Source organism: Candidatus Niyogibacteria bacterium, from assembly GCA_016432485.1.
Classification (GTDB): Bacteria; Patescibacteriota; Minisyncoccia; order HO2-45-28; family HO2-45-28; genus HO2-45-28.
Genome location: CP066691.1, coordinates 187,450 through 213,696, shown reverse-complemented (window position 1 = coordinate 213,696; position 26,247 = coordinate 187,450). Strand labels below are relative to the sequence as shown.

Genomic DNA, 26,247 nt, shown 5'->3' with positions numbered 1-26,247 from the left:
GAACGACCATGTTCATCTTGGTTAAAATTTTTGTATTATGACAACCGTTGACTTTTTGGTTGTCATAAAATATCATTGATTTATATGGGCAAAAAGACCTTTTCCACCGTCGAGGTGGCTAAAACCTTGGGTGTAAGCCGTCAAGCCGTACTGAAGAAAATCATGTCCGGCGAGATAAAAGCCAAAAAAATAGGCAAAAATTACGTCGTGGGCCGAAAAGATTTGCCGGTTGAGGCCGGTGGAGAGCTTACTGCCTCAAAAAAAGAGCTTATTGATAAAGCCATCAGAAAGACCGTCAAAGAATACGGTGAGACTTTGCGTTTGCTTGGAAAAGAATGAGAGGGCTAACTGCGCAAGAAGTTGAATACGTGGCGCATAAACTTGCCCGCGAATGGATGAAATGGAACGAGCCGATTCCCGATTTTGGCACCCGCTTCCCGAATGTTCTTGAAAGCTGCTTGGCTATGCCATTCCATTCGTTCGGCGGAAAAAGCGCTTACAAAGGCCTGATTGGTAAGGCTTCAATTCTTTTTTACTTAATGATTAAAAATCATCCGTTTAAGAACGGCAACAAAAGAATAGCCATGACTGCATTAATGACTTTTCTTTATAAAAATAACAAATGGATTAAAGTTGACGACGTTGAGTTTTATAATTTCGCGAAATGGGTGGCCGAAAGCGGTCCGAAATATAAAGCCGAGGCCGTCAGCGCAATTGAGAAGTTCATAAAAACGTACATGGTCAACTTATCGGATATCGGCTCGGATGACTAAAAAATTACTACCCAAATTCCCGCTCGCAAAAAGCGTAATTTTGTGCTAGGATTTTTAATAAATAGACTGTCTTGTTTTTATGGTTGGATCTTGATAATATTCAAATATATGACTATTGATTGGACTAAAATATATGAAAAATACAAGGGCCTGTGGGTGGCCTTGTTAGACGATGAAAAAACGGTTGTTGGCAGTGGAAAAACTCTTAAAGAGGCCCTTGAAAAAGCCCAAGAAAATGGGCACGAAAAACCGATTATGATGCGTATGCCGACAAAGATCGTTCCTTATGTCGGCAGTTCGGATTTATGAAGTTTAGATATCATAAATTTCCTCTTACGAAAAAATCTGACTTTTTCGGCCACTCTTTGTTAAAACCAATAATTCCTATTAAAATTTCTTTTCAGAATAAGGAATTAAAGTATGCAGCCCTTATAGATTCTGGGGCCGACTTTTGTATATTTGACGGAGAGGTTGGAGAGTACTTAGGGATAAATGTGCGTTCTGGCATCAAGGAGGTCTTTGGCGGCATCCAAGATAAGGGAGGATCTGAGGCGTTTCTGCACAATATTGTTATTAATGTTGGCGGTTGGGGCTATAAAACGACAGTTGGATTTTCCTACGACATCGCACAACACGGCTTTGGTATTCTTGGGCAAAAGGGATTTTTTGATATTTTCGGTGTAAAGTTTGATTTCACGAAAGAAGAAATTGAGCTGAAAGAACAGAAAAAATAATCCTCAAGGGATAAAGACAAAAATCCGCGCTCGCAAAAAGCGTGATTTTGTGCTAGGATTTTTGTTATGCCGTTAGTTTTTGAGTCTAAAAGCTTTAATATAATTGTTCCGGAGCGTCCGCATATTTCCCGCGCTGACGGCGGACATATAATTATCATTCCCAAGACAGAAGTTGAGGATAGAACCAAGCTTTCCCCCGAACATGCTGTGGAATTAATGAAATTGACTATGGTTGCAGGAGAAGCAATGAAAACCGCGCTTTCCTCCAGAGGTATTGAAATAGGGAGAATTAACTATCAAGACAATGGAAACTGGACTCACCTGTTGCACATACATCTCTATGGAAGAGCAAAAAATGCTCCGATACAAAAATACGGCGCTCCGTTAAATTTTCCGGCAACTAAAGAAGAATTTTTGGTACAGCCCGCCCTGCCGCCTTTGAACGAAGACGATATTTCAGAAATCAGTAAAGAAATCAAACGACTATTAAATACGGATAAATATAAAAGTTTTTAATAAATGATAAAAGCTATAATTTTTGACTATGACGGCGTGATAGTGGATTCGTTCGGAACGGTACATGAAATATACCAGGAGATTTGTAGAGAAGTTGGGGCAGTTTGCCCCGATTCTTTAGAAGATTTCAAAAAAATATATGGTTATAGCGCAAAAGAGACTTATAAAAATTTGGGGTTTTCTGAAAAAGATATAGAAAGAGCGAGAATAATGTTTGCTGAATTGATTTTGAAAAAAGAGCCAAAATTATATGAAGGAGTACCGGAAGTTTTAGAAAAACTTAGCTCCAAATACATTTTGATTTTAGCCACGAATAATTTAATAGAGGAAGTTAAACAGAAATTTGATAAATATAAGTTAACCCATTATTTTAAAAAAATTATAGGAAAAAATGTGGGAATACCTTTCCAGAAAAGCGAAGCTATAATTAACGTATTATTAGATCTTGGGCTGGGCAAGGAGGGGGTTATTTATATTGGAGACAGAGACATAGATGCTGATATAGCAGATGAGGCAGGAATTAAAAATGTCATTTTAGTTGAATACGGCTGGGGTTACCATAGAGAACGGCCGCATAAAATCCATGTAAAAGAGCCGTCTGATATAGTTTCCGCGGTTTCTGGATTTAATAAATGAAGTCGTAAAACAGCTCTTGCTTATGTAGTTTTTTCGGATCAAAGCGCTAAAATAAAATAATTTTGTAATTTTGCAAAATACTAGAATGGATTAAGGCTGTTGACGAGGCTGATTAATAAAGCAAAACCCTGCTGCGTAATGTGCTGCGTAACATAATAAGGATATGAAAAGAGTAATTATAGTCCATTGTTGGGAGGGGACACCAGACTATTGCTGGTATCCGTCAGTAAAAAAAGAACTTGAATCCAAAGGATTTGAAGTGAAAATTCCGGCGTTCCCCGACACCGAACACCCAAAGCAAAACGCGTGGGTCCCGTTCCTTTCTGAAGAAATAGGGCAACCTGACGAAAACCTATTTCTCATAGGCCACAGCGTCGGATGTGTTACAATAATGCGCTATTTGGAAACTTTGCGCGAAAACCAAAGAGTGGGCGGCGTGGTCTTTGTCGCCGGATTTACCGAGGATTTGGGTTACGACGAAATCAAAAACTTTTTTGAGACGCCGATTGATTTTGAAAAAGTAAAATCAAACTCTAAAAACGGCTTTGTGGTGATTCATTCCGACAACGATCCGCATGTTGATTTGAAATACGCAGACATTCTCAAAGAAAAACTCGGCGCGAAAATCATAATCAAACACAAAATGGGCCATTTTTCCGGCGCGATTGAAGGCGAAAAACCCTGTCTAGAACTTCCCGAGGTGATCCAAACCATTGAGGATTTATCAAAGTAATTTTTCGGAACATGGATACAGAAGAAAAAGAAAAATATTTTGTGGCGGTAAAAGTTTTTTTGAAAAAAGACGGCAAACTTTTAATACTTAAAGATAGCTTTGGCGACTGGGATTTGCCCGGAGGACGAATCAAAAAAGACGAGTTCGAAACACCTTTGGATGAAATTATCGAACGCAAAATGACGGAGGAGCTGGGTAAAGACATCAAATACACTATCGGCGAGCCGATCATTTTTATGAGGCATGAAAGAGTCGAACATGCGCCGGGCAATCCCACCGTTAGAATATTTGCCATCGGTTATGAGAGTGAATTGAAAAGTGGCGAAGTCAAAACTTCGGAAAGACACTCGGAATTGCTTTGGGTTGACCCAAACAATTTTAAACCCGAAGAATTTTTCAAAGGAGGCTGGCTGAGGGGGGTTAAAGAATATATTGAGTTTAATAAATAATGCCAATCAAAATAACTTATTTCGTACACGGAACGACTACGGATAACGAGAAAGGAATCTCGTCCGGGTGGTCTGACGTCGGACTTTCGGAGCTTGGTGTAAAACAATCCATTGAATTAAAAAACCAAATCAAAGACAAAAAATTTGATGTTGTCTTTTGCTCCGACCTGAGACGAGCAGTTGACTCCGCAAAACTAGTTTTTGAAGGAGTGGCGCCAATTATCCCCGACCAAAGATTGCGCGAGTGCAATTACGGCAAGTTTAACGGCCACTCGTCTGAAATTGTCGAGCCGATGCAAGAAAAAATGATAATCGAAAAATTTCCCGATGGCGAAAGCTACGAGGATGTAAAAACGCGCGTTGCCGATTTTCTTGAATTTTTAAAACAAAATTACGACGGCAAAAGCGTCGCCTTAGTTTCGCATAAAGCCCCGCAGCTTGCCCTTGAAGTTTTGCTTAAAAATAAAACATGGGATGAGGCGTTCGCCGAAGATTGGCGAAAAACAAAATCCTGGAAACCAGGCTGGGAGTATGTATTATAGAAATATAAATTTGCAGCCCGAGGGGCATCAAAGTATTAAAATAAAAATATGAAAATTACTATTTGCGGGAACTAGAAAAAATTTTTGCTAGTATGTCGCATAAACCTTGCTGCGTAATATGCTGCGTAGCATAATAAGGATATGAAAAAATATGTCAGAAAGGTGACGAGGGTCGGGAAGCGGAGTTTGTCGGTCGTGATTCCTGCGGAAATTGCCGATGAATTGAAAATTCGCGAAAAACAAAAACTCGTTATCACCCGCCAAGGCAAAAAGATAATAATCGCCGACTGGAAACCAAAAAGAAGATGATTTGAAGGCGCGGAATACTTTTATGACCCTTGAACACACTTTAGACGAATATTTGGACCTTGTTGACGAAAACGATAATGTTGTCGGCAAAAAGAAACGTTCGGAAGTCTACGCCGATGGTCTTTCAAATTTCCGAGTGGTGAATGTTTTTATTGTAAATTCAAAAGGGGAAATATGGATACCTCGGCGCGCCGCCGATAAAAGAATCTATCCTTTGTGTTTGGATATGAGCATGGGCGGACATGTTGAAAGCGGGGAGAGCTACGAGGACGCGTTTAAACGCGAATTGCGGGAGGAACTGAATATTGACGTTGATAAGGCCGTTATCCATTTACTGGGACATTTAACTCCGCGAAAAGACGGAGTTTCGGCATATATGAAAGTATATGAAATTAAAATGGACGAAACGCCGAACTACAACAAAAATGATTTTACGGAATATTTTTGGCTGACGCCGAAGGCGCTTTTTGAACGCATTTCTAACGGCGAAAAAACAAAAGGCGATTTACCGAAATTGGTGAAGATTTTTTATCAATCATCTATTTTGTGATTTTGCTTGCCGGAAGGCGGGCAAGATATTAGAATGGATAAAATATGGAACTTCTTCCGGTAAAGCCGTTTCAAGAAACTCTCGGCGGCGGGTATTGCGGTCCGGCCAGTTTGAAGATGGTTTTTAATTATTACGGCCTTGAAAAAAGTGAGATTGAGCTTGCTGAAGCTTGTGGTCGTGATTCGAAATTAGGGGTTTCCTCCGAAACTATGGCTGAGGTTGCGCGTAAATACGGTTTTGATGCCGAGGTAAAAAATGAATCTGATTTTTTTGAAATTAAATCATGGTTGGAAAAAAAAGTTCCGGTTATCGTGGATTGGTTCACGCCCGGCCGCAGGGATTATCCGGATTCCGAGATGCCTGACGGGCATTACTCCGTGGTTGTGGGATTAGATGCCGATAAAATTTATCTGCAGGACCCTGAGATCGGCGGCCCGCGCGCGGTTTCGCGCGATGATTTCCTTCGCGTCTGGTTTGATTTTCCTGGCGTCTCCATAACCAAACCTGAAGACATGGTTTTGCGCCAGATAATAATTATCCGGCATTGAATATGGTATATTTAACGTATGGAGATACAGCCAAAAAAAGAGTATGTGGCCGAAGACGACACCAAAGAATCCGTAGAGCATTTGATTGAACGCCGTGTTCCATGGCTTTTTGTCGGGCTTTTGGGCGGAATTCTTGCCACGCTGATTATTTCTAAATACGAAGCCATTCTTTCGGCCGATGTAAGGCTCGCTTTTTTCATTCCGGTTATCGTGTATCTAAGCGATGCCGTGGGCACGCAGACCGAAACTATTTATGTGCGGGCGCTTACGTTCAAAAAAACCCGTTTCTGGACTTACATTTTTAAAGAAAGCGTAGTCGGCGTCGGCCTCGGCATTATTTTCGGCTTGATTTTAGCGGTTTTTGCCGCGTATTGGCTTAAATCTTCCGCGATTGGATTTGTCATAGGACTGACCTTTTTGATCAATCTTTCGCTGGCTCCGATTTTGGCCGTGATTATTCCAAGCGTTTTATACAAAAGACATTCTGATCCGGCTTTGGGCTCGGGGCCCGTGGCAACCATCATTCAGGATTTAATAAGTCTGCTTGTTTATTTTACGGTGGTTAGCATTATTATTTTTTGATTGAAATAGTAAAAAAAAGCAATTCAACGCGCAAACCGCCGCGAATAATCGGTCTGGATATCGGCGGGACGAATATTCGCGGGATTTTGTATAGGGATGGAAAAATAATCAGAAAGCGCGAGGTAAAAACACCGCAAAATCTGGTGGATTTTGGAAAAGTCCTGCGTATAACGGTAAAGTTTCTGGCGCGCGCCGAAAAAATATCGGGCATCGGCATCGGGACAGCCGGAGTGGTTAACGGCGCGGTTTTACGTTTTAGCCCCAATATCCCCGCGGTTAAAAATTTTAATTTTCAAAAAATAATCCCGACGGGAATTCAATTAAAACTTGATAACGACGCGCGCTGTTTTGCCAGAGGGGAATATTTGTTAGGTTTCGGGCGCGGATTTAAAAACCTTTTTTTTCTGACCATTGGCACGGGAATCGGCCGGGCCTCCGGCAGAAACGGAAAAATTTTAAAAATCAAAAAATTTGAATATCCGGAGCGTTGGGAGGGTGAGTATCAAAAAATTAGAGATAGAAAAGACGATATGAAACTAGCCGAATTTTTAGGCAAGAATTTGGCAAAACTCATCAAGCCATATAAACCGCGGGCAATAATTATAGGCGGGGGAGTGATAATGAAAAGGAAAAATTTCATCTCAAAATTAAAAAAGGAACTCACAAAAAACGGCATTAAAGCCAAAATATTAAAATCCCGCCTCGGCAACCACGCCGCCTCTCTAGGCGCCGCCCTGCTTTTTAAGTAATAATCTAATACAAGCGGTCGCTTGTATTAGATTATGGGTGATTTTTTCAGAATTTCAGGATAAAAACTATTTTGTAATTTAGCAAAGTTTTTCATCCTCTCTGATTTCAACGATCGTGGGATTTAGGGAGGATAGCACTTGCAAAGGCGACGCCTTTGCGTGAAGAAAATAAAAATAAATAAAAAAGAGGCGCGGCACACTTGGTGTGCTCGCGCCCCTCGGCGTTGCTTGCTCGCGGGTTAGATTCGTTTCACGAGCAGTATTCGATCTGACACGAGGTCGCGGATTTTCTCAACCGGTACCTCGCCCTCGGTGGGACTGTAGTCGTCTTCTCGCCGAAGCACGTATAAGGCGCCTCGGTGACGAGTTTTCCACTCGTCAAGGCCGTCTTTCGGGTTTTGGCCTAGCTGGAACGAGAGCTTCAGAGCGTTTTTACGGCGCTCCTCAAGCTCATTTTGTTTTTTCCGCAGTTCTTCTTGGTATTTCACTTCTTCGGCCTGGTGGATTTCCTCCCAGCTCGCGGTTTTCGGAAGCCCGAGATCGGAAGCTTCTCGTTCTCGTATGCGTTTTTCTTTTTTTTCGTCTTCTTCCTTCTGTTTTCTTTTCCTTTCCTTTCTCGCGGCAGGAGAGTCGAACTTCTTTGCCCGCAAAAGCCACTCGTTCAGAGTTTCATCTTTGAGCCGACGGTTTTTGTCAAGGGTTACTTTTTTGGGCATGGATTCTTCTATTGCCGCAACCCTATTTTTTGTTATTTTGCCCCAATTTTCACGAAAGAACGGCGCAACATCAATTTCTGTTTCCCTGCTGTCGCCTAGAACGAGCAGGAGTTTTGCGAGCTGATAGTAATATACCCACCCGTTTCCGGGGTCGTATATTCTTCCAACCTCGTTTTCCAGGCGTTCTCTAAATCGCGGACTTTTTCTGGAATACGACGGGACTGCTTGGTTGCCGCCTTCTTCATATACCACCTCTAAACAATTCGGCATCCGGCTTCTCCTTATGCCTGCTGGGTTTGAATTCGGTTTCGCAGGATTTTAGGCGCAAAAAGTACGCCCAAAACCCCGCGCCGAACTCAATTTTTATATTCTTAAAGAGCGCTATTTTACATCCTCCATTATAGCACAAGATTATGCCATTTGTCAATAGTACTTGCAAAGGCGACGCCTTTGCGTGAAGAAAATAAAAATAAATAAAAAAGAGGCGCGGCACACTTGGTGTGCTCGCGCCTCGCGATCTTTCTATTCTTCTTCGTACCTTTTCTCTATTATAGCAGTTGAAAAAGACGAAGATGGATTTTATGTCGTTGAATGTCCTATTTTTGAGGGGTGTTACACTCAGGGCAAAAATTTAGACGAAGCCCTGAAAAATATACGCAAGGTTATTGCTTTAATACTTGAAGAAAGAAAAAGCAGGGAAGTTCTTGAGTCCTATCGTCCCAAAGAACTAAGCTTGCACACAATCACCCTTTAGTTCATGGCGCGTCTGCCTATAATTTCGGGAGAAGAAATTGTTAAGGCGCTTGCCGGAAATACTCACTGTATTGTGACTAGAGCAATGTGGTTTTTAGTCCCGGCCTTGTAAAGAAGCAGGGCCTGTTCAAAGGGATAAAACGGATTAGTAGATTTTAGTCTGCGAATTGCTTCGTCCACATCATATCCATTTTCCTGTAAGACAAACAACGAACCGATAATTGCAATGAGCTCTCTTTGTGGCGGAGTACAGCCCCAAAAGTCTTTTAACTCGTCAAAGCTGATATTTACTCCTGTGTCGGCGAGTTTTTCTTGTAATAAACTTATTTTACCCATTCCATGCAATGCATGAGTTTCTTCGTGTGCTCTCGCGGCGAGCTCTATGAGCGGGTCGTTGTGGTGTTCATAGAAAATTATCCACAGCCACAAATCCGCTTCGTCATTGCCAAAACACATAGTATATCCATTTGAGATTCTTAAAAGTCCGACGTCGTGTTCTTCTTCAAATCTGTCTGTGCTCCCCAAAAACCCAAGATAGACCCCTCTAGCGTGTTCTAATATGTTGCTAACGAAGCCCTCATCTTTTAGTTCCTGGCTCATGCTCTCAATGTTAATATCCAAAACAGAAAATCTTGAACGAAACACTTCATCCACTTCTTCTCTCCTTATTAAATTCGGTTTTCTATGCTCTATTATAGTAATTTTAGAGTCAATGTCAAGGCATTGGTAATGAGGCTTAAAATAAGGCGTGTTTGGGATATAATCAATCCATGTGGCTTTTGGTTGCTATTGCAGCACAGTTTGTGAACGGGTCATCGGCCGTAATAGACAAACTGCTTTTGAAAAAATCATATCCGAATCCCATCGGCTATACTTTTTGGCTTGGGATTTTGGGAGTTTTTTCACTGGTTTTTTTGCCGTTTGGTTTTAGAATTTTGAATTTGTCTGAGGCCGGCCTTGCTTTTTTGGCCGGCATCTTTTTCATTTTGGCAATGCTTTTTTATTTTTACGCTCTTTTTTACGGTGAAGCGTCAAACTCCGTAATTTTAATAGGCGCGATTTCACCGGTTTTCACTTACATTTTCAGCTCGCTCATTTTAGGAATTGAATTAAGCAGTCATCAGTTTGTCGGATTTTCTATTTTAATTTTCGGCGGACTTATTTTATTTTTTGTTGAATCCGCGCCTTTTCGCCTAAAAATCGGCCTTTTCGCGCTTGCCTCCGCTTTTTCTTTCGGACTTTCAAACACGCTTACCAAAAGCGTGTTTGAAATGACCAATTTTGCTACGGGTTTCATCTGGATTAAACTTGCGGGACTTTTTACGGTTCTTGCCTTTCTTTTACTTCCGGCGCTGCGCGGGAAAATCTTAAGACCCAAAGGTAAAGACGAATTCAAAAGCAAGTGGGCATATTTTCTGAATCGGAGCTATGCCGGAGGCGGCTCCGTTTTGATATACTATGCCCTTTTGCTTGGACTTCCGCCGCTTGTGGATTCAACTTACAATCTTAAATATGTTTTTATTTTTCTCGGCGGATGGCTGATTTTGCGCGAGCGTTTTAGAGGGTGGGCGCTTGTCGGAAAAATAGCGGCTCTTGTCGTAATAACCCTGGGCATTTTGTGGCTTGCCGTCGGCGAATATTACAAGTCAGACGCATGGGCGAGCGCCGGATGGGCGCCCGACCCGCAAAGGGAAGTTGTCTGGGGCGTTACATTCTCGCAAAAATTTTCCGAAAAGCTCGGGTCTGACCCCCACACCTACTTTGCCGTGGCGCAAAGCGCAAATTCAAAAGATGGCAAAGTAGGTGAGGGGGCTTATTGGCGCGAAAATTATGACGCGATTATAAAAGAATTAAAGCCGAAGCGCATCCGTCTCATCGCTTATTGGGACATGATTGAACGGGAGGAAGACAAGTTTGATTTTCAAAATTTGGATTATCAAATGGATGAAGCCGCGTTCTCCGGCGCGCGGGTTATTTTGGCTGTTGGCCGGAAACTGCCGCGCTGGCCCGAATGTCATGAGCCCGAATGGGCTCGAGCTAAAAGCTCAAAGCTAAAAGCTCAAAGCTTGCTTAAATATATCGAAGCCGTCGTAAATCGCTATAAAAATCATCCGGCGCTTTTATATTGGCAGGTAGAAAACGAGCCGTTTTTAAAATTCGGCGAATGTCCGCCGCTGGATAAAGAATTTCTGGATGAAGAAATAACGCTGGTCAAATCCCTGGATTCCAATCACCCGGTCTTAATTACGGATAGCGGCGAATTGGGATTGTGGTTTGGGGCGGTTAAACGCGGAGATATTTTCGGAACGACAATGTATCGCAGGATTTATAATGATACGCTCGGCTTTATTGAATATCATCTGCCGCCGGAGTTTTTCGGACTTAAAGAAAAAATAATAAGACGGCTTACCGGAGAGCATGAGAAAAAATTTATTGTCTCAGAGCTTGCGGCCGAGCCGTGGCTTCCCGAACAACTTTACGAAACAGCGCTTGACGAGCAATTGAAATATTTTGATTTGGATTTTTTTAAAAACACGATTGATTACGCCAAGGCCAGCGGTTTTGACGAATATTATTTATGGGGCGCGGAATGGTGGTTTTGGCTTAAAATTAAACACAATACGCCGGAGTTTTGGGAATATGCTGAGAAACTTTTATCGCGAAATAATATTTAAAGCCAGAACCACCATTACGAAAGGGGGTCGGGGAAAACTGTAGTTTTCCCCGTGTAGGAAAACAGCCCCGCCCTTTTGGTATGCCAAAAGGGCGGGGCGCCAGAAACCGAGAGGTTTCTGGAGAGCACGAGCGAATCCCTTGAGGTGAGCGAGCTGCGAAATGGTGGTGGTGGCTTAAAACCAAGCAAAACCATCCCGAATTTTGGGATTTTGCCAAAACGATTCTTTGATTTTTTAGCGATTTGATAAATTAAAAAGCTCCACCCAAAAAGGCGTGGAGCTCACATCAATTTTTTTTGATGAATTTTCTAAGCAGGATTTCGTATATTTTATTGGCGTCCATAAGAGTTTTCTGATATGCCTTAGGGACTTCCACCCCAAGCAAACCAAAAATTGTTTTTGCCTGCTGTATTGTTTCAACCGCCTTTACGCAATATCTTGAGCGCGTAACGGCTATCGGGTCATCCGGGCTCTCAACTTTTGCGATAAGTGAAGCAAGCAGTAATCCGGTTCTGCCATGACCGCCGTCGCAAAAGATAAATATTTTTTTCCCGATTTTAAGTTCATCGGTAATTTTTTCTAAAAGCGCGAGCCAAGGCCCATCCGGTCCGTAATAATCTTTGATAGGGAACGACCAGACAATAGGATTTTTATATCCCATCCGCCAAAGACGTGCCGGCACAGTTTCGGTCAAAGAAACCAGAATGTCTACGTCGCTAAGATCAGTGCCGGCCATGTCATACCTTGCTCCGGCAATAACGGAATATGGCCCAACGGCCACTGTTCGGCCGGGGTGGAAACAGCGCGGTTTCTTGTTGTTAATCATTTTTGCCGCCTTTTTGTATGGCTGGCTTCGGCTGACAGAGACTCGCCAGGTCATCTTTCCACCAGCCAAATGTTTTGCCCCTCTCTAGAAGCGTTACACATCCGGGTTCAAAGCCGTCATGAATGACAGAAAGTCTCGCGACTAGTTCCGTGATGTTTTTTGCTTCGGCCTGCGCCTTGAGTTGTTCGCTAATGGCGTCCTCGCCCGTCCATCTTGCGAAAGCCATCATTTTATCAAATAGTCTTCCGGCGTTATGCCGCAGGGTAAAAACTGTATCCAGGAATTGAACGGTTTCAATTTGCCCAGAATAGTATTTGTGCGCGATTTCCGCGATTTGTCCCCACCGTTTTCCGCCCATACTTTCCTTTACCCACTTCACTTCGTTGAATCCCACCACAAGCAACCGCGCAAATTCCTGCACATCGGCTTTCGCGGAGCATTGCAGGTATCGGATTATAGACGTATAACACTCATCTCTATTGCCGCCAAATTCAATTTTATCTCTAAGGCGTTTTATGACGATTTGTTCGGGAGAGACGCAAATTCCGACCTTATTGGCAAGTTTTTTAAGTAAACTTTTTTGGTTGTACTTGGGCAGATGCCTCATTTCGCCGCCGCAAATTGTAAGAAGGTAAGACAAAATTACTTGCGCGTGTTCCTTTATTGTTTGGTTAAAAAAGTTGTCAAGGTCGGCAGTATAATATTCAACCGCTTTTTCCATTCGGGTTGTCGGCTGATGTTTGGCGGCGTGAAGCAGGAGACTATGTGTATAAAACGTGTTGAGTACCGTATTTACGCATATCCGCAACTCGCGCACATCTATAAATTCAAGTTCGTCCACGGCTTTACTCCTCCCTATTGTTTACTTCTTTATGAGCAGTTTCGGAACCTTTTTGTATCCGTTGAAGATGATATCATTTTTTATATTTTATGTCAAGTTTTTAGATAATTTCTGATTTTCGTCTAAAATAACAAAAGTTACGACTGAACGAGGACCAGAGTTAAATATTTTCCGCTGTGAAGTTTTGGGAATCGGTTTAACCATTCGTTTTCTCGCAGCAAAGCCGTCGGGATAATTAAATAAAACGGCGTCTCAAGTGTTTGTCCGTTGTCCTCTTTTATTCTGATAATATCTTTGCCGGAATAAAATCTGACGGTTTTGTCATACGCGTATTCATAACTAAAAACCGGAATATTCTCGGGCGCATCTGCCAGATAAACGCCGACCGGTTTAGCGTCTGAAACTTGCCGTGAGACATAGAGTTTGCTTTCCAAAAATGCTTCTCTAAAACTTAAGCCGAAGGCAATTATGGCAAGAAAAATGAACGTGCCCCGTAAAAATAATACATACTTTTTTTGCGAAATTTCCAAAAACCACCAATATACGGAGGCCAGGAATAAAACTAAAAAGGGATAGGCGGGAATAAAATAAGTAATAAGTTTTGTCCGAGACGCCATAAAAATAGCTATCAGGAAAACCGAAGAAGTAAAAGAGAAAAGAGCCAGCCGCCGTATTTGTTTGGAAGATTCTTTCTGTTTGCCGAAAAAAGTCGCGCCGAATATCAGAAGGGCTAAAATCAAAACACTGCTCCATGGCTGTCCCGCTATCCAAAAAACTTTTGCTATGTACGGCGCGGTAATGCCGCTTTGAATAATATTGTCGCTAAACCTTTCAATAACATGCAATCCGAGGTAATCGGCAATAAAGCGTCCGCCCAAAAGAACGGTTTCATAAATATGCCAAGGAAGAGCAATGATTGCGCCCGCGCCCCAGCCGAGCCAAAAGTATTTATTTTTCATCCATTGCCAATCTCGGTAAATAAGGCCGTAAATAAATATAATCGGCAAAGCCAAGAGCGCCACGACGCTTTTTAATAAAAATCCTATGGCCGTTAAAATGCCCACTCCCGCGGCGTAGGGTTTATTTTCAGCGCTTTTAAAAACGCACCACACCGCGCCCAGCATCATAGCTACGACCGGAACATCCATTCGGATATTTCGCGCGGCAGCCAGAAAAAGGGGAAATAAAATCATTGTTATTGCTCCGATAAACGCGATTTCATTTTTTCCCGTCGCCGTTTTAAGAATTCCTGCCGTAAAAAATACGGCTAAAATTCCGAAGAAAGCTATCGGCCAACGAAGAGCAAATTCGTTAAGGCCGAAAAGGTTCGCGCTTCCGGCCATAAGCCAGAAAAGCAGCGGCGGTTTTTCGGTCCACACGGCTCCGTCATAAGTCATCGTAAGAAAATTCCCGCTCTGAATCATTTCGCGAACTACTATGGCGTAAGTCGCTTCATCCGCTTCCTCCAATGGCAGACGGGCCAAACCGTACATATAAAAAAATGCCGCAATCACGATAAGAATTATTGTCCACAGCCATATTTTCATATCTTATTTATATCAAATTTGCCGGCCTTTTTAAAAATTAAAATTATGGTATCATCTTTGTATATGAAAACGGCTAATCGGTTAAAAGTTTTTGCGGGAGCCGCGGCCTTGATATTACTTTTCGCCGGTATTTATTATTATTCGCATTACTATCTTTCAAACAGCAGGGGATTGTCCGAGATTCCGGAAAAATCGCGGGAAGCGGGCGATTTGGTTTTTGATATGGTTGATATTCTTCAGGTTCGGCTTGCTCAAAGTTTTAACGGACTTATTGATAAAGAAAATGCCCGCGATTTTAAAGGTTCCTCGGAAGTAGTTGCCGGATCTTTAAAAATTGTGGATGAGCTTGAGCAGAAAAATGAGCTATTAAAACTGAAAACTGAGGAATTTAAAACTGTCGCTAGCAGAGTCAGAACTAAAGAAGCCGGAGATACGGCGGAAAAAGTAGCCGATATCTTGGGCCGTTTGATCCTCGGTTTTAAAGAAATGGCCGCGCTTGAGCGTGAGTTACTGAATACGGCTAAAAGTTATTATGACGCGCTTGCCGCGGGCCAAGAGGCAGAACAACCCTCTTTTGTTTCGATCAACGCGAAATTAGCCGTCGCTGGAACAGAATTCGCGTCTCTGGTAAATAATTTTGCCGCATCCTTTGACGAATTGAATTTAATTATTAGCGGTGAACCGGCCATAGCCAAGCGGGAGCTTAAAATTGAAGATATAAAAGCGGGCGAAGGCGCTGAAGCCAAAAACGGAAAAACTTTGAGCGTGCACTACATCGGAACTCTTGAAAATGGAAATAAATTTGACAGCTCTTACGACCGCAAAACTCCCTTTTCTTTTACTCTTGGCGCTGGGCAGGTGATTAAGGGCTGGGAACAGGGACTTTTGGGAATGAAAATTGGGGGCAAAAGAAAATTGATTATTCCGCCCTCACTCGGATACGGTGTTACCGGAGCCGCGGGCGGAAAAATTCCTCCGAATTCAACTCTTATTTTTGAAATAGAGCTTTTGGATGTAAAGTAACGAACTCATTTGACACGCGTTTCCGCGGAGAGTAAACTCTTATTCATATACGAACTAGTCGAGACGTATAATTTAGTAAACCAGAAAAAAGTTAAGTGCAAGATTTCAATTATAATGGAAATCGGGGCAACGGAGGTTTTTCTAACGGCGACCAATCCGGCCGTCCGCCCATGATTGAGGGGAACTGGAAATGTTCTGATTGCGGAGCCGAAATAACCAAGCTGCCGTTTGAGCCCAAAGAGGGCCGGCCGGTATTTTGCCTGGATTGTTACCGCAAAAGCCACCCGAGACGAGATTTCCGCAGATAAAAAACTAAAACCCCCCGCAGCCGCGGGGGGTTTTAGTTATACACAGCCGGCTGATTGAAATAAAAAAAAGGCGGGTGAAGTGCTATACTTAAATTATGGAAAAAACCCCCAAGCAACTTTATATTACAGTTCTCGTTATTGTTATCGTAGTAGCGATTGCCGGACTTATTTACTGGAAGCAAAAAACAAAGGAAAAAATTCTCGGTCCCGCGAAAGCCAGCACGCCTGCCGTTTCCGGCACACTGCCGTCCATAAACACCGAAACCAATGTTTTGAAGGACGTGCCTGTGATTAATCCGGTGGACAAAGCGAATCCCTTTAAAGATATTTATAAAAACCCTTTTGAATAAAAAATAAAATTTTATGCCATCAAACACAATTTTAAATAAAAAATTATGGTTCTTTTTGGGGTCAGTCATTTTTCTTTCCGTATCCTTATATTATATAGCGCAAGCCGCGCCCAACGCTTCGGTCGTTCTTAAAAAAGATCCGTCGGTCGGTCTTTTTATTTTAACCATAAGAGATTCGGATGGCATCAAGGATTTTTCTTTAAAGGCTCCGAATAAACTTCCTTACTCCGCGGGACTTGCCGGCTGTCCCAAAACTTTTGAGAATAATAACGTTTCTTTTGCCGACCCCGATGATTTTACGCCGGCGCTCTTTGCCGAAATTACCGACTGCAAAGGCGATATTACTCAACTTGAACTTCTGCCGCCCTCTGACGGCATAAGTCGCGGAAGAATTACTAATGCCGCTCCGCCGCCTCCAGCTCCGACTCCAGCCCCAGTTTCCCCAAAAACCGTTCCAAGCAGCGTTGAGACCCCGACTAAAAGCGCCGAGACAGTAAAAACAGAAATAGTTTATCCGGTCGCGGAATTAAATGGATGCAAAGATGAAACCGAATGCCGCTCTTATTGCGATGATCCGGCAAATATAAACGCTTGTGTTACGTTTGCCGAGAAGCATAATTTGATTTCTAAAGATGAAGCCGATAAAGCCAAAAAGTTCAGCGCCGCCGGAGCCAAGGGTCCCGGCGGATGCACGTCCGCTGATTCCTGCGAATCGTATTGCAATGATGTAAGCCGTATTGACGAGTGTCTGGCGTTTGCCGAGAAAACCGGACTTATGCCTCCGGATGAACTGGAAGAAGCCAGAAAAGTCCAAAAAGCTCTGGCGTCCGGCCTCACGCTGCCCGGCGGATGCAAGAATAAAGACGAGTGCGATTCTTATTGTGAAAGTTCCGACCATATGGAGGAATGTATTATTTTCGGAGAAACCGCCGGTTTCATTCCGCCTGATGAATTGGAGGACGCGAAGAAGGTTTTGGCCGCGGTTAAAGCCGGAGCAAAGCCCCCGCCCTGCCGGGGAAAAAAATCTTGCGATGCGTATTGTTCTCAGCCGGGAAATATGGAATCCTGCCTTAATTTTGCCGAAAAAGCCGGCTTGATTCCTCCCGGAGAACTGGAAGACGCCAAAAAAATGCTGGCCGCCATTAAAAAAGGCATAAAACCGCCGGCATGCGGCGGAAAGGAAGAATGCGACGTTTATTGTTCGGAAGAAAGTCATTTTAATGAATGTCTGGATTTTGCCGAAGCCGCGGGATTTATCGCGCCCGAAGAAGTTGAAATGGCGCGTAAAACTGGCGGAAAGGGGCCGGGAAATTGCAGGGGCCGCGAAGAATGCGAAGGGTTTTGCCAGAATCCCGCGAATCAAGAAACATGTTTTAGTTTTGCCAAAGAGCACGGGCTTATTTCAGAAGAGGATTTACAGAGGATGGAGGAAGGAAAACGGCAGATATTGGAAATGGTTGATTCCGCTCCGCCGGAAGTAAAATCCTGCCTGGAAGGAGTTATTGATGTTGAGGGCATTCGCTCCGGCGCAGTTTCCCCGAGTGAAAGCGCGGGAGATAATATAAGGCAGTGTTTTGAACAATTTATGCCAAAACCGGAAGGACCCGGCCCTAATGGCGGGTTCCCTGAAGGTTTTCAGCCGCCAGAAGGATTTGAGGGAGGACCTCCGCCAGGATTTGAAGGAGGTCAGCCGCCAGAAGGCTTTAAGCCGCCTGAAGGGATGATGCCGCCAGAAGGCTTTAAGCCGCCTGAAGGAATGATGCCGCCTGAAGGATTCGTAGCGCCGGAAGGGTCTGGCGAGCAATTTCAGCAGCAATTCGAACAGCAATACCAACAGCAATATCAGCAGCAATTCGAACAGCAATCTCAACAGCAATATCAGCAGCAGTTTGAACAACAGTATCAACAGCAATATCAACAACAATTTCAACAGCAGGAGCAGCAGCTTCAGCAACAATTTCAGCAACCTCCTCCAAGCGAGCCGACCTCCAAAATTAATACGAGTATTTTAGGCGCGGTTGTTGCTCCTTTCCTTCAACTCTTCGGATTTTAATCAATTTAAAATCGCGCCAATTATATCCGGATGGCCGTTGAGAAAATTTTTGGCGTCTTGAGATTTTTTGCCCTCAAGCTGAAGTTTTTTAACTAAAATTGCCCCGTTCTTGCAAGTAACGGCGACACCGCTGTCTTTTTTGAAAACCTCTCCATATTTTATAGAACCTCCCAGGCACGACATTTTTGGCGTTTCGGCTTCCAAAATTTTAATTCTTTTGTCGTTCCAGAACGAATAAGTTCCGGGCCAAGGATTTAATGCCCTTATTTTTCGTTCAATAATTTCTGCCGATTCAGACCAGTTTATGTGTCCGTCTTCTTTTGTAATTTTTTTGGTGTAAGTCGCTTTTGAATGGTCTTGTTCTTTTGGTTTAATTTCTCCCGCAAGCCATTTGGGAAGCGTTTCAGCCAGAAGTTTTCCTCCTAATTCCGCCAGTTCGGATTTTAGTATTGAATATTGGGCATTGAATATTAGGTGTTCCAATTCTTTCTGCGTAAGAATTGGCCCGTGGTCCATTTTTTCATCCATCAGCATTACGGTTACGCCGGTTTTTTTGTCTCCGGCAAGAATTGCCGATCGTATCGGATCGGCTCCCCTGTAGCGCGGAAGAAGCGAGGGGTGCACATTGAGCGAGCCTTTTTCGGGAAGATCTAAAACTTCTTTCGGTATGATTTTGCCGTAAGCCGCCACCAAAACTAACCGGCACTTAGTGTCGGTTAGTTTTTGGAGAGTATCGGGGTTTTTGAGATTTTCCGGCTGTATGACCGGAATGCCATTTTTTTCCGCCCACATTTTAACCGGCGAGGATTTTAATTTAAGTTCCCGGCCAGCCGGCCTGTCGGGAGTAGCAACAACCAATTTCGGAAGCCGCCCTTTATTTTTAAGGGCGTCTAAAATTGGGATAGCGAATTCGGATGTTCCGAAGAAAATAAAATCCATTTATTTATCTATTTTTTCAACTTTATCCACAAACAAAATTCCGTTTAAATGGTCATATTCATGCTGCAAGACCTGGGCTAAAAGCCCTCCGGCGCCGCGTTTAAACATGCGTCCGTTTTCATCATAAGCCTCAACGGTCACGTTGATTGAGCGTTTAACTCTCCCGAATTTGCCCGCAACTGAAAGGCATCCTTCTGAAAGCAGAGCTTTCTTTTTTGACAGTTTAATTATCCGCGGATTTATGAATACGGCGTATTTTTCCGTTTCTTTTCTCTTTTTTATTTCTTCTTCGCTTTCTTTGCCGGCGTATGACGAAGGGTTGAAAACATATTCTGAAACTATAAAAACTGATTTAGGGACGCCGATTTGAACCGCGGCCAATCCTATTCCTTGAGGTTCTTTGTGAAGCGCTTCGGACATTTTTTTTATCAGTTCCCGCGTTTGGGCGGAGACAATTTCATTTTCGGGAATTTTTTCCGAAGTTCCGCGCAAAATATTATTGCCAAGTTGAAGTATATTCATTTTCCGGAGCGTGAAATCATGGCAAATAAAGTTTTTAAGGCGATTGACACATCCAGGCCGAATGAGCGATTTTTTATGTAATACAGATCATACTGCAATTTTTCCAGGGCGTCGGCGGCCGAAGCGTCGTATTTCATTTTAATTTGCGCCCATCCGGAAATGCCGGGCCGGACCAGAAGACGCATCATATAATGGGGGATCTGAATTTTTAAATTTTCAACGAATTCGGGTCTTTCCGGACGAGGTCCTATCAAAGACATTTCGCCTTTTATTATATTCAGCGCCTGAGGCAGTTCATCTATGTAGCTTTTTCTTATTATTTTCCCAATGAGCGTAGTTCTTTTTTTGTCTTCTTCTTTATGCCATCCGGAATTTTTCCAGGCCTCATCATGTATCTTTGAACGGAATTTAATCAATTCAAAAATTTTGCCGTTCCTGCCCACTCTTTTTTGACGGAAAAAAACAGGCCCGGGATCGCCCAGTTTTATGGCTGTTGCCGCGAAGGGCAGAATCAACAAGGCGATAATGCCCAGCATAACTCCGGCAAAGACATCAAAAGTCCTTTTTAAGATTTCAAAAACTCTTTTTTCATTTTCGGTCATATTTTCCAAGAACCACATTTCAGAAATCATTGAAACAGGAATTTTGCCGGTTATACGTTCGTAAAATTGCGGAAAATTAAGATAAGCCACTCCCAGAGGCAGGACTTCGTAAATCATTTTTATGAAGTCGTAATTATTATGTATATCAAGGGAAGCAACTATTAATCTCGCTCGTTTTTCGTAAATTAATTTTGTCAGGTTTTGGTTAAAAACGAATGTGGGCAATATGGTCTTTGGTTTTTCCGATTCGCTCGGCATAATTACCGCAATCGGTTCGTATCCTAATTGCGGATTGCCATAGAGAAGGTTTATTATTTCCTCCGTTTCGTTAGACCAGCCGAAGAAAATTACTTTTGTTTTGTCTGATCTTGCCAATATTTTTCCGTAAAATCCACGCCAGATTATAAGAAAAATAGCCGATAAAACCAGATCCATTGCCAGGTTTGTTTTTGGGGTTATGGTCGGCTGGGGGTAAATATAAAAAATGGCTATACTGACGGCTCCCGCAAAAAGCATCGTCCGAATTACGCGTTCGCGCACAAAACGGCTGGCTGAAAATGACAGCGGGTCATAGAGTCCGGCTATTACGAATATAACTATCCATAAAACGAATAAGGCCGAAAAGGGCGCAAGGTGCGTAAGCCACCATTTTTCCAATCCGCCCGATCCGTAGCGCAGGGCAATCGTTAAGGCCAAGCTCATATAAAAAACAGCCAAGTCTCCTATTATCAGGACGAATGATTTTAATCTGTAGATATTCATTTGAATATAATCATACCACATTTATGGTTATTTTCCAGTCCGGATTAATTTGGATTTTATCCCGATTTATTTTATAATTCTTTTATTATGTCCAGTTATCCAAAAATCGGAATAGCCGGCGCGGGAATGGTCGGCGGAGCCGTTAAAAGGTATTTTGAGGAAAAGGGATTTAAACGCGGAAAAAATCTTTTTTGTTACGACCCCGACGCGGGCAAAAAATGTTTTGACGATTTAAACGAAGCGGAAATTATTTTTATCTGCGTACCTACTCCGCAGAAGAGAGATGGTTCTTGCGATACGAATATTGTTGAGTCGGCCGTAAAAAAATACGCGCCGTCCGCAAAGGTCATGGTTATCAAATCCACGGTTATACCCGGAACCACCGAGCGTCTGGCTAAAAAATATAATTGCGCTTTGGCTTTCAGTCCGGAGTTTTTAACTGAAGCCCGCTCTTGGGAAAATATGATTCATCCTGATCGCCAGATTGTGGCGCCTACCGCCAAAGCAAAAACAGCGGCTTCTTCAATTTTGCATCTTTTGCCGGAAGCCCCTTTTACCGCCCCTCGTCATAAGCGCGCCGTTAAGTGGGCTGATATCAATCCGACCGAAGCAGAGCTTGGCAAATACGCCGCAAACTCTTTCGGCGCGCTCAAAGTTACCTTTGCTAATTTGATTTACGATTTTGCGCAAACTCTTGAGGAGTTTATGCGGAAAAACGGAGTTAGAGCCAAAATAAATTATGAAAATATTCGGCACATATTGGCCAATGACCCGAGAATCGGGGATTCATGGCTTAACGTCGCATACGGAGATTATCGGGGGTATGGCGGCTATTGTTTTCCGAAAGACACCGAAGCTCTTATAGTTTTGGGCCGTGAAATCGCAAGGTCGGCCCCCAAAAATAAAAGCAGGGCGCTTTTTATGAAAGGATTAAAACTGTTTGAGGCTATGCGCGAATATAATAACGCCGTTCTTGCTTCGCAGGGTTTGAACGTGGATAATGTCAGCCGGCATGATCGGGAGCTTTTGAAACTTATAAAAAAATATAAGAAAATAAAATATGGCTAAAATTTTGGTCACGGGGGGCATGGGTTTTATAGGTTCGCATATCGTTGATGCTTGCGTCGCGCGTAAAGATGAGGTTTTTTTGGTTGATGATTTGTCTTCCGGAAAAAAAGAGAACGCCAATCCTAAGGCGCCGAATTTTGAAATTGATATTTTTGATGCCGAAAAACTGGAAAAAGTTTTTCAAGAAATAAGGCCCGAAATTATTTTTCACTGCGCCGCGCTTGCTCGTATTCAGCCGTCATTTGAAAATCCGGACAGATATTTTCAGGTGAACGCAATCGGCACAAGAAACATTTTGAGATTCGCAAAAAAATATAAGACGCGCCGTGTCGTATATTCCGCCTCTTCCTCGGCTTATGGCGATCAAGACGCGCCGGCGCTATATGAGGGAATGAAAATAACTTCGCAGTCGCTTCATCCATACGGTTCAACCAAAAGAATGGGCGAGATGCTGATGCGTGATATGGGCAAGGCCACCGGAGGGCCTGAGACCGTTTGTCTGCGCTATTTTAATGTTTACGGCCCTCGTCAGACAACGACTGCCGACGGCCCGTACGCTACGGTCATAGGCATATTCTTAGACCAGGCGCAAAGAGGCGAGCCCTTAACTATTGTGCCTGACGGTGATCAAAGGCGCGATTTCACTTGGGTTGGCGATGTGGTTAAAGCGAATTTACTGGCGGCGGAATCCTCAAAAGCGGGCGGAGGCGAGATAATAAATATCGGCTCGGGCGAAAATCATTCCATTTGGGGGGTTGCAAGTTTGGTTTTGGGCCGGAATGAAAATACGGATAACGAAGAATTATTGAAATCCGGCAAATGCGTTATGGCTCCACCCAGACGCGGCGAGGTGCGCCAGACTCTTGCCGACATTTCGCTCGCTTACGAGCTTCTCGGCTGGCGGCCCGAAGTTTCTTTTAAAGAAGGTATTGATCTTTTGAAATCCGGTCTTAATAATAAAATTTAAGGCTTTTTGAGGTTTTCCACAGCCGGCCGTAACGTCCTTGCATTTTAGAGCGCGATTTGCTATACTTATAGCGTGAGTGTTTTCCGCCTTTGGCGGAAGTACATGCTATGTCTGCATAACTCCGCACCGTTTGGTGCGGGGTTGTGTTTTACGGGGTATTTTTTATACTATGAACAGTCGGTATTTTGGTGGCCGGATAGGCCGGCACTCACATAAAGACATAGTGTGGAGTAAACCCCTATCCGGCCTCTAAAGTACCGGCCTCATAAATTATAAAATAATTATTTAAAAAGAATGGCAAAGAAAATAATTTTACAGGTCTTGATTATAAGTTTTGTCTTAACCTTCTCAACGACTGTTTTTGCGCAAGAAACAGACGAAGTTCTGCCCGACGCCGGCCTTACGCCCGCCAGTCCACTCCACATTTTTGAACGATTCGGCGATTGGACGCGCCTAAACCTTTTAACTTTTAATGCCGTCAGGAAAGCGGAAGTGAAGGTTGAAATTGCCGAAAAGCGCCTTGCGGAATTGAAGGCGGTTGTTGAGTCGGGAGCCGAAAGCGCGGTTGTTGAGCGCGCGGAGGGCTTTGCCAGAGTGAGGGCTGAAGCCGCCGAAGGCGATTTGGAACGTTTGGATACAGAAGGCCGCAATTTGGATTCTTTAATCGCGAAATTTAATGACCTTTCTTTAAAACAGCAGTCAGTGCTTGAGGGCGTTTTGGATAAAGCGCCGGAGCATGCGCGCGAGGCCTTGAATCGTGCTCTTGAAAGTTCAAGAAAAGGGCTTGATAAGTCCGAAGAGGTCTTGAAGCGCCAAGTTGAGAAGAATTTAATAAAGCAGGAAAAGGCCAAGGAGCTTTTAGAAAATAATATTGAGCGTCTCAAAAAGCAGCTTGAGCGTCGATCAGAGCATTTGGAAGAAATTGCCGAAAAATCCGGAGAAATTCCGCCGGAATTGAAAGAGCGTTTTGAAACGAAACTAAAAATCCTGGAAGACCGCTTGGTTAATGTTGAATCGCGGGATGAATTGAAAGAAGTCAGAAAAGAGCTTAAAGAGGGCGTGAAAGACGCCGCTTCAACCATTATCAAACTTAGGGCTCGCCACGAATTAAAAAACGGGGAGGGGGATGAACTTTTACGCGATATTGAGCGCGACAGATTTGATGTCGCCGAAAAAGCCAAACGCGCGATAGTTGAGGCCGAAAAATCAATAATCGAGCTTAAAGATAAAATTGCGCGCTATGAAAACGACGGAAAAGCAATACCTCAAAATGTTAAAGAACTTTTAGCTAACGCCGAAGACCACTTAAAGAAATCTCGGGAAGCGTTTGATGCCAAGAATTTCGGAGAAGCGCTGGGACAAGCAAACAGTTCTTTACGCAATTCAAACTCCGCAAAAAAATCTTTAGAAGAAGTGGTCAAGCGTTCTAACGAGTCGGTAAAAAAACCGGAGTTGAGAGCCGACAAAAAATCGGAAACCGCTTCTAAACCGGTTGCTGAAAGTCCGGCTTCGGTAGTTGTAAAAATAACCGGAAATGGTTTTGAGCCGTTGGAAGTAAAGATTAAAAAAGGCGGAAGCGTTGTTTGGGTAAATGAAAGCGGATTAGACGCTTGGCCGGCGTCAGCCGTTCATCCGACGCACGCCGTCTATCCTCAAAAAGGCGGATGTTTGGGCAGCGCTTTTGACGTTTGCCGGCGCCTAGCCAATGGAGAAAAATACGAATTTCGTTTTGACCATGTTGGAGCTTGGAAATATCACAATCATCTGAATCCTTCAATGACAGGCGCGGTTGTGGTTATGGAATAAATAAAATGGATCAAGCGGCTAAAAAACGGTAAATAATGCTTGATATACGCGAAAATGTTGAATTAGCAAAACACACGGTTTTTGGAATCGGGGGACCCGCTCGATACTTTTGCGAAATCGCTTCAGCCGAAGAACTGGCCGAGGCGGTTTTGTGGGCGCGCGCAAAGGCGAAACCTTTGTTTATTTTGGGCGCGGGGTCAAATGTTTTGGTTTCAGATAAAGGATTTGATGGTCTTGTCATAAAAAACCGCGCCAACAGCATAAGTATGGACTTCGGAAGTCCACAAACGAAGCTTTATGCGGAGGCGGGCCTTGCCGCGCCGAAGCTTTATGCGGAGGCGGGGGCGCAGATGGCGCGGGTTGTGGCCGAATCGGTCAAGGCGGGGCTCTCGGGTTTTGAATGGGCGATTGGAATTCCGGGAACAATAGGGGGTTCGGTCAGGGGCAATGCCGGATGTTTCGGCTTCGAGATGCGCGATGTAGTTGAATCAGTGGATATTTTTGATAGCAATCAAAATAAATGTTTCAAGTTTCATGTTTCAAGTTGCGGGTTTGGCTATCGTGATTCAATTTTCAAACATAATCCCGATTTAATTATTCTTTCGACAACTTTGAAATTGCGGGCGGGTGATTCCAAAAAGTCCCAGAGCATCATTGCCGAATACGCGAAAAAACGCGCATTGTCTCAAGACATTGGCCAGAAATGCGCCGGATGCATTTTTAAAAATGTTGAGTGGTCGCGCAGAGACATACACAAGTCAGACTTGTGTATGAGATTTTCGGAACTAAGACAGTTTTCAGACAAGCCAAATATTCCGGCGGCATTTCTGATTGACCAACTCGGCCTTAAAGGTATGCAAATTGGCGGCGCAAAAATTTCCGGAAGACACGCGAATTATTTTATAAATACCGGCGGCGCAACCGCCGAAGATGTGCTTACTTTAATAACCATAGCCAAAGAGAAAGTCCAAAATCATTACGGCGTTTTTCTGGAAACGGAAATTCAGTTGCTGTAAAAGTTGGCGAAGTCGGGTTTCAAAAGTGTTCTACTTATCCACAGCTCAAAGTTGAGGGGGGGGGGGGTTATGGGAAAGTCAATTTTATTGTATAATAAAAGTGTTTAAAACTATATAAATTAAAGTTAATTCTTTGTAGCTCTACGGCCTACAAAATTCATATTTTGAATTGCGTGGGTTTTTTTACTTTTAATGACCAAATTTGTCAGCAAAGATGGGGAAAACTTGGGTCACTGCCCTTATTGCAGAGGGATCGTTTTTAAAGATTTTAAGAATAAAAACAATGGCCGAGCGGGAATTTCGTTTATTATGAAGTGTCCGCACTGCTTAAAATTGGTGGCCGTAAGGATTG

Annotated in this window: 32 protein-coding genes; 24 read left to right on the top strand and 8 right to left on the bottom strand. The window is 43.4% G+C overall.

Annotation, left to right across the window (positions count from 1 at the left end; all coding sequences use genetic code 11):
• Positions 1-84: 84 nt before the first annotated feature.
• From HYY55_01065 to HYY55_01000, 14 genes are all read left to right on the top strand, one after another.
• Positions 85-339, top strand: a complete 255-nt coding sequence (locus HYY55_01065) for a helix-turn-helix domain-containing protein (GenBank protein QQG46420.1) — start codon at positions 85-87, stop codon at positions 337-339.
• The gene (locus HYY55_01060) at positions 336-773 is read left to right on the top strand and encodes a type II toxin-antitoxin system death-on-curing family toxin (GenBank protein QQG46419.1); all 438 of its coding nucleotides are present in this window, start codon (positions 336-338) and stop codon (positions 771-773) included. The genes HYY55_01065 and HYY55_01060 overlap by 4 nt, the downstream gene beginning before the upstream one ends.
• A gap of 108 nt (positions 774-881) precedes the next feature.
• Positions 882-1,082 carry a hypothetical protein gene (locus HYY55_01055; GenBank protein ID QQG46418.1) on the top strand — a complete coding sequence of 67 codons (201 nt, stop codon included), beginning with the start codon at positions 882-884 and terminating at the stop codon, positions 1,080-1,082.
• Complete coding sequence (locus HYY55_01050) at positions 1,079-1,507, top strand: hypothetical protein (GenBank protein ID QQG46417.1); 429 nt, start codon at positions 1,079-1,081, stop codon at positions 1,505-1,507. Before HYY55_01055 ends, HYY55_01050 begins: the two co-directional genes overlap by 4 nt.
• 66 nt (positions 1,508-1,573) lie before the next feature.
• Positions 1,574-2,023, top strand: coding sequence for an HIT domain-containing protein (locus HYY55_01045; protein QQG46416.1), 450 nt, complete (start codon positions 1,574-1,576; stop codon positions 2,021-2,023).
• Between the two features lie 3 nt (positions 2,024-2,026).
• A complete protein-coding gene (locus HYY55_01040) occupies positions 2,027-2,659 on the top strand; it encodes an HAD hydrolase-like protein (protein ID QQG46415.1) in 633 nt (210 codons plus the stop codon).
• Positions 2,660-2,822: 163 nt separating this feature from the next.
• Positions 2,823-3,392 carry an alpha/beta hydrolase gene (locus tag HYY55_01035; protein QQG46414.1) on the top strand — a complete coding sequence of 190 codons (570 nt, stop codon included), beginning with the start codon at positions 2,823-2,825 and terminating at the stop codon, positions 3,390-3,392.
• 11 nt (positions 3,393-3,403) lie between these two features.
• The gene (locus HYY55_01030) at positions 3,404-3,841 is read left to right on the top strand and encodes an NUDIX domain-containing protein (protein QQG46413.1); all 438 of its coding nucleotides are present in this window, start codon (positions 3,404-3,406) and stop codon (positions 3,839-3,841) included.
• The gene (locus HYY55_01025) at positions 3,841-4,383 is read left to right on the top strand and encodes a histidine phosphatase family protein (GenBank protein QQG46412.1); all 543 of its coding nucleotides are present in this window, start codon (positions 3,841-3,843) and stop codon (positions 4,381-4,383) included. Before HYY55_01030 ends, HYY55_01025 begins: the two co-directional genes overlap by 1 nt.
• A gap of 141 nt (positions 4,384-4,524) precedes the next feature.
• Positions 4,525-4,692, top strand: coding sequence for an AbrB/MazE/SpoVT family DNA-binding domain-containing protein (locus HYY55_01020; protein ID QQG46411.1), 168 nt, complete (start codon positions 4,525-4,527; stop codon positions 4,690-4,692).
• 22 nt (positions 4,693-4,714) lie between these two features.
• Positions 4,715-5,242 (top strand): NUDIX hydrolase, encoded by a 528-nt coding sequence (locus HYY55_01015; GenBank protein QQG46410.1) that lies wholly within the window; start codon positions 4,715-4,717, stop codon positions 5,240-5,242.
• Between the two features lie 44 nt (positions 5,243-5,286).
• Complete coding sequence (locus HYY55_01010; GenBank protein ID QQG46409.1) at positions 5,287-5,790, top strand: C39 family peptidase; 504 nt, start codon at positions 5,287-5,289, stop codon at positions 5,788-5,790.
• An 18-nt stretch (positions 5,791-5,808) separates the two neighbouring features.
• A complete protein-coding gene (locus HYY55_01005; GenBank protein QQG46408.1) occupies positions 5,809-6,372 on the top strand; it encodes a magnesium transporter in 564 nt (187 codons plus the stop codon).
• A complete protein-coding gene (locus HYY55_01000; GenBank protein ID QQG46407.1) occupies positions 6,369-7,121 on the top strand; it encodes an ROK family protein in 753 nt (250 codons plus the stop codon). The genes HYY55_01005 and HYY55_01000 overlap by 4 nt, the downstream gene beginning before the upstream one ends.
• A gap of 239 nt (positions 7,122-7,360) precedes the next feature.
• On the opposite strand, the gene HYY55_00995 is transcribed toward HYY55_01000, so the two are convergent.
• On the bottom strand, positions 7,361-8,107 hold the full coding sequence (locus tag HYY55_00995; GenBank protein QQG46406.1) for a hypothetical protein: 747 nt from the start codon (positions 8,105-8,107) through the stop codon (positions 7,361-7,363).
• Positions 8,108-8,384: 277 nt separating this feature from the next.
• On the opposite strand from HYY55_00995, the gene HYY55_00990 reads away from it, so the two are divergent.
• Positions 8,385-8,591, top strand: coding sequence for a type II toxin-antitoxin system HicB family antitoxin (locus tag HYY55_00990; GenBank protein QQG46640.1), 207 nt, complete (start codon positions 8,385-8,387; stop codon positions 8,589-8,591).
• 62 nt (positions 8,592-8,653) lie between these two features.
• Here HYY55_00990 and HYY55_00985 read toward each other — a convergent pair whose 3' ends face one another.
• Positions 8,654-9,244: a hypothetical protein gene (locus tag HYY55_00985; protein ID QQG46405.1), complete on the bottom strand. Its 591-nt coding sequence runs from the start codon at positions 9,242-9,244 to the stop codon at positions 8,654-8,656.
• A gap of 116 nt (positions 9,245-9,360) precedes the next feature.
• Between HYY55_00985 and HYY55_00980 the strand changes: the two genes are divergently transcribed.
• Positions 9,361-11,265: an EamA family transporter gene (locus tag HYY55_00980; GenBank protein QQG46404.1), complete on the top strand. Its 1,905-nt coding sequence runs from the start codon at positions 9,361-9,363 to the stop codon at positions 11,263-11,265.
• A gap of 286 nt (positions 11,266-11,551) precedes the next feature.
• On the opposite strand, the gene HYY55_00975 is transcribed toward HYY55_00980, so the two are convergent.
• From HYY55_00975 to HYY55_00965, 3 genes are all read right to left on the bottom strand, one after another.
• On the bottom strand, positions 11,552-12,091 hold the full coding sequence (locus HYY55_00975) for a hypothetical protein (protein QQG46403.1): 540 nt from the start codon (positions 12,089-12,091) through the stop codon (positions 11,552-11,554).
• Positions 12,084-12,932, bottom strand: coding sequence for a hypothetical protein (locus HYY55_00970; protein ID QQG46402.1), 849 nt, complete (start codon positions 12,930-12,932; stop codon positions 12,084-12,086). Before HYY55_00970 ends, HYY55_00975 begins: the two co-directional genes overlap by 8 nt.
• A gap of 137 nt (positions 12,933-13,069) precedes the next feature.
• Positions 13,070-14,479 (bottom strand): glycosyltransferase family 39 protein, encoded by a 1,410-nt coding sequence (locus HYY55_00965; protein ID QQG46401.1) that lies wholly within the window; start codon positions 14,477-14,479, stop codon positions 13,070-13,072.
• 486 nt (positions 14,480-14,965) lie between these two features.
• Between HYY55_00965 and HYY55_00960 the strand changes: the two genes are divergently transcribed.
• The 4 genes from HYY55_00960 (at position 14,966) to HYY55_00945 (ending at position 18,213) form a co-directional block, all read left to right on the top strand.
• Positions 14,966-15,502, top strand: coding sequence for an FKBP-type peptidyl-prolyl cis-trans isomerase (locus HYY55_00960; protein ID QQG46639.1), 537 nt, complete (start codon positions 14,966-14,968; stop codon positions 15,500-15,502).
• A 170-nt stretch (positions 15,503-15,672) separates the two neighbouring features.
• Entirely contained in the window at positions 15,673-15,810 is a 138-nt protein-coding gene (locus tag HYY55_00955; protein ID QQG46638.1) for a hypothetical protein, read from the top strand.
• Between the two features lie 95 nt (positions 15,811-15,905).
• A complete protein-coding gene (locus tag HYY55_00950; GenBank protein QQG46400.1) occupies positions 15,906-16,160 on the top strand; it encodes a hypothetical protein in 255 nt (84 codons plus the stop codon).
• A gap of 13 nt (positions 16,161-16,173) precedes the next feature.
• A complete protein-coding gene (locus tag HYY55_00945; GenBank protein QQG46399.1) occupies positions 16,174-18,213 on the top strand; it encodes a hypothetical protein in 2,040 nt (679 codons plus the stop codon).
• Here the strand turns inward: HYY55_00945 and HYY55_00940 are convergent, their stop codons facing one another.
• Genes HYY55_00940 through HYY55_00930 form a run of 3 tightly spaced genes read right to left on the bottom strand, consistent with a single transcriptional unit; the run spans position 18,214 to position 21,038 of the window.
• Positions 18,214-19,152: a methionyl-tRNA formyltransferase gene (locus tag HYY55_00940; protein ID QQG46398.1), complete on the bottom strand. Its 939-nt coding sequence runs from the start codon at positions 19,150-19,152 to the stop codon at positions 18,214-18,216.
• Positions 19,153-19,674, bottom strand: coding sequence for a peptide deformylase (locus HYY55_00935; GenBank protein ID QQG46397.1), 522 nt, complete (start codon positions 19,672-19,674; stop codon positions 19,153-19,155).
• A complete protein-coding gene (locus HYY55_00930; protein ID QQG46396.1) occupies positions 19,671-21,038 on the bottom strand; it encodes a sugar transferase in 1,368 nt (455 codons plus the stop codon). The genes HYY55_00935 and HYY55_00930 overlap by 4 nt, the downstream gene beginning before the upstream one ends.
• Before the next feature lie 87 nt (positions 21,039-21,125).
• Here HYY55_00930 and HYY55_00925 point away from each other — a divergent pair, with 87 nt between their 5' ends.
• The 4 genes from HYY55_00925 to murB all read left to right on the top strand — a co-directional run bounded on the left by HYY55_00925 (position 21,126) and on the right by murB (position 25,895).
• Positions 21,126-22,106: a hypothetical protein gene (locus HYY55_00925; protein ID QQG46395.1), complete on the top strand. Its 981-nt coding sequence runs from the start codon at positions 21,126-21,128 to the stop codon at positions 22,104-22,106.
• A complete protein-coding gene (locus tag HYY55_00920; GenBank protein ID QQG46394.1) occupies positions 22,099-23,073 on the top strand; it encodes an NAD-dependent epimerase/dehydratase family protein in 975 nt (324 codons plus the stop codon). Before HYY55_00925 ends, HYY55_00920 begins: the two co-directional genes overlap by 8 nt.
• A 294-nt stretch (positions 23,074-23,367) precedes the next feature.
• The gene (locus tag HYY55_00915; protein QQG46393.1) at positions 23,368-24,879 is read left to right on the top strand and encodes a hypothetical protein; all 1,512 of its coding nucleotides are present in this window, start codon (positions 23,368-23,370) and stop codon (positions 24,877-24,879) included.
• A 35-nt stretch (positions 24,880-24,914) separates the two neighbouring features.
• Positions 24,915-25,895, top strand: coding sequence for a UDP-N-acetylmuramate dehydrogenase (gene murB, locus HYY55_00910; protein QQG46392.1), 981 nt, complete (start codon positions 24,915-24,917; stop codon positions 25,893-25,895).
• Positions 25,896-26,247 lie beyond the last annotated feature (352 nt).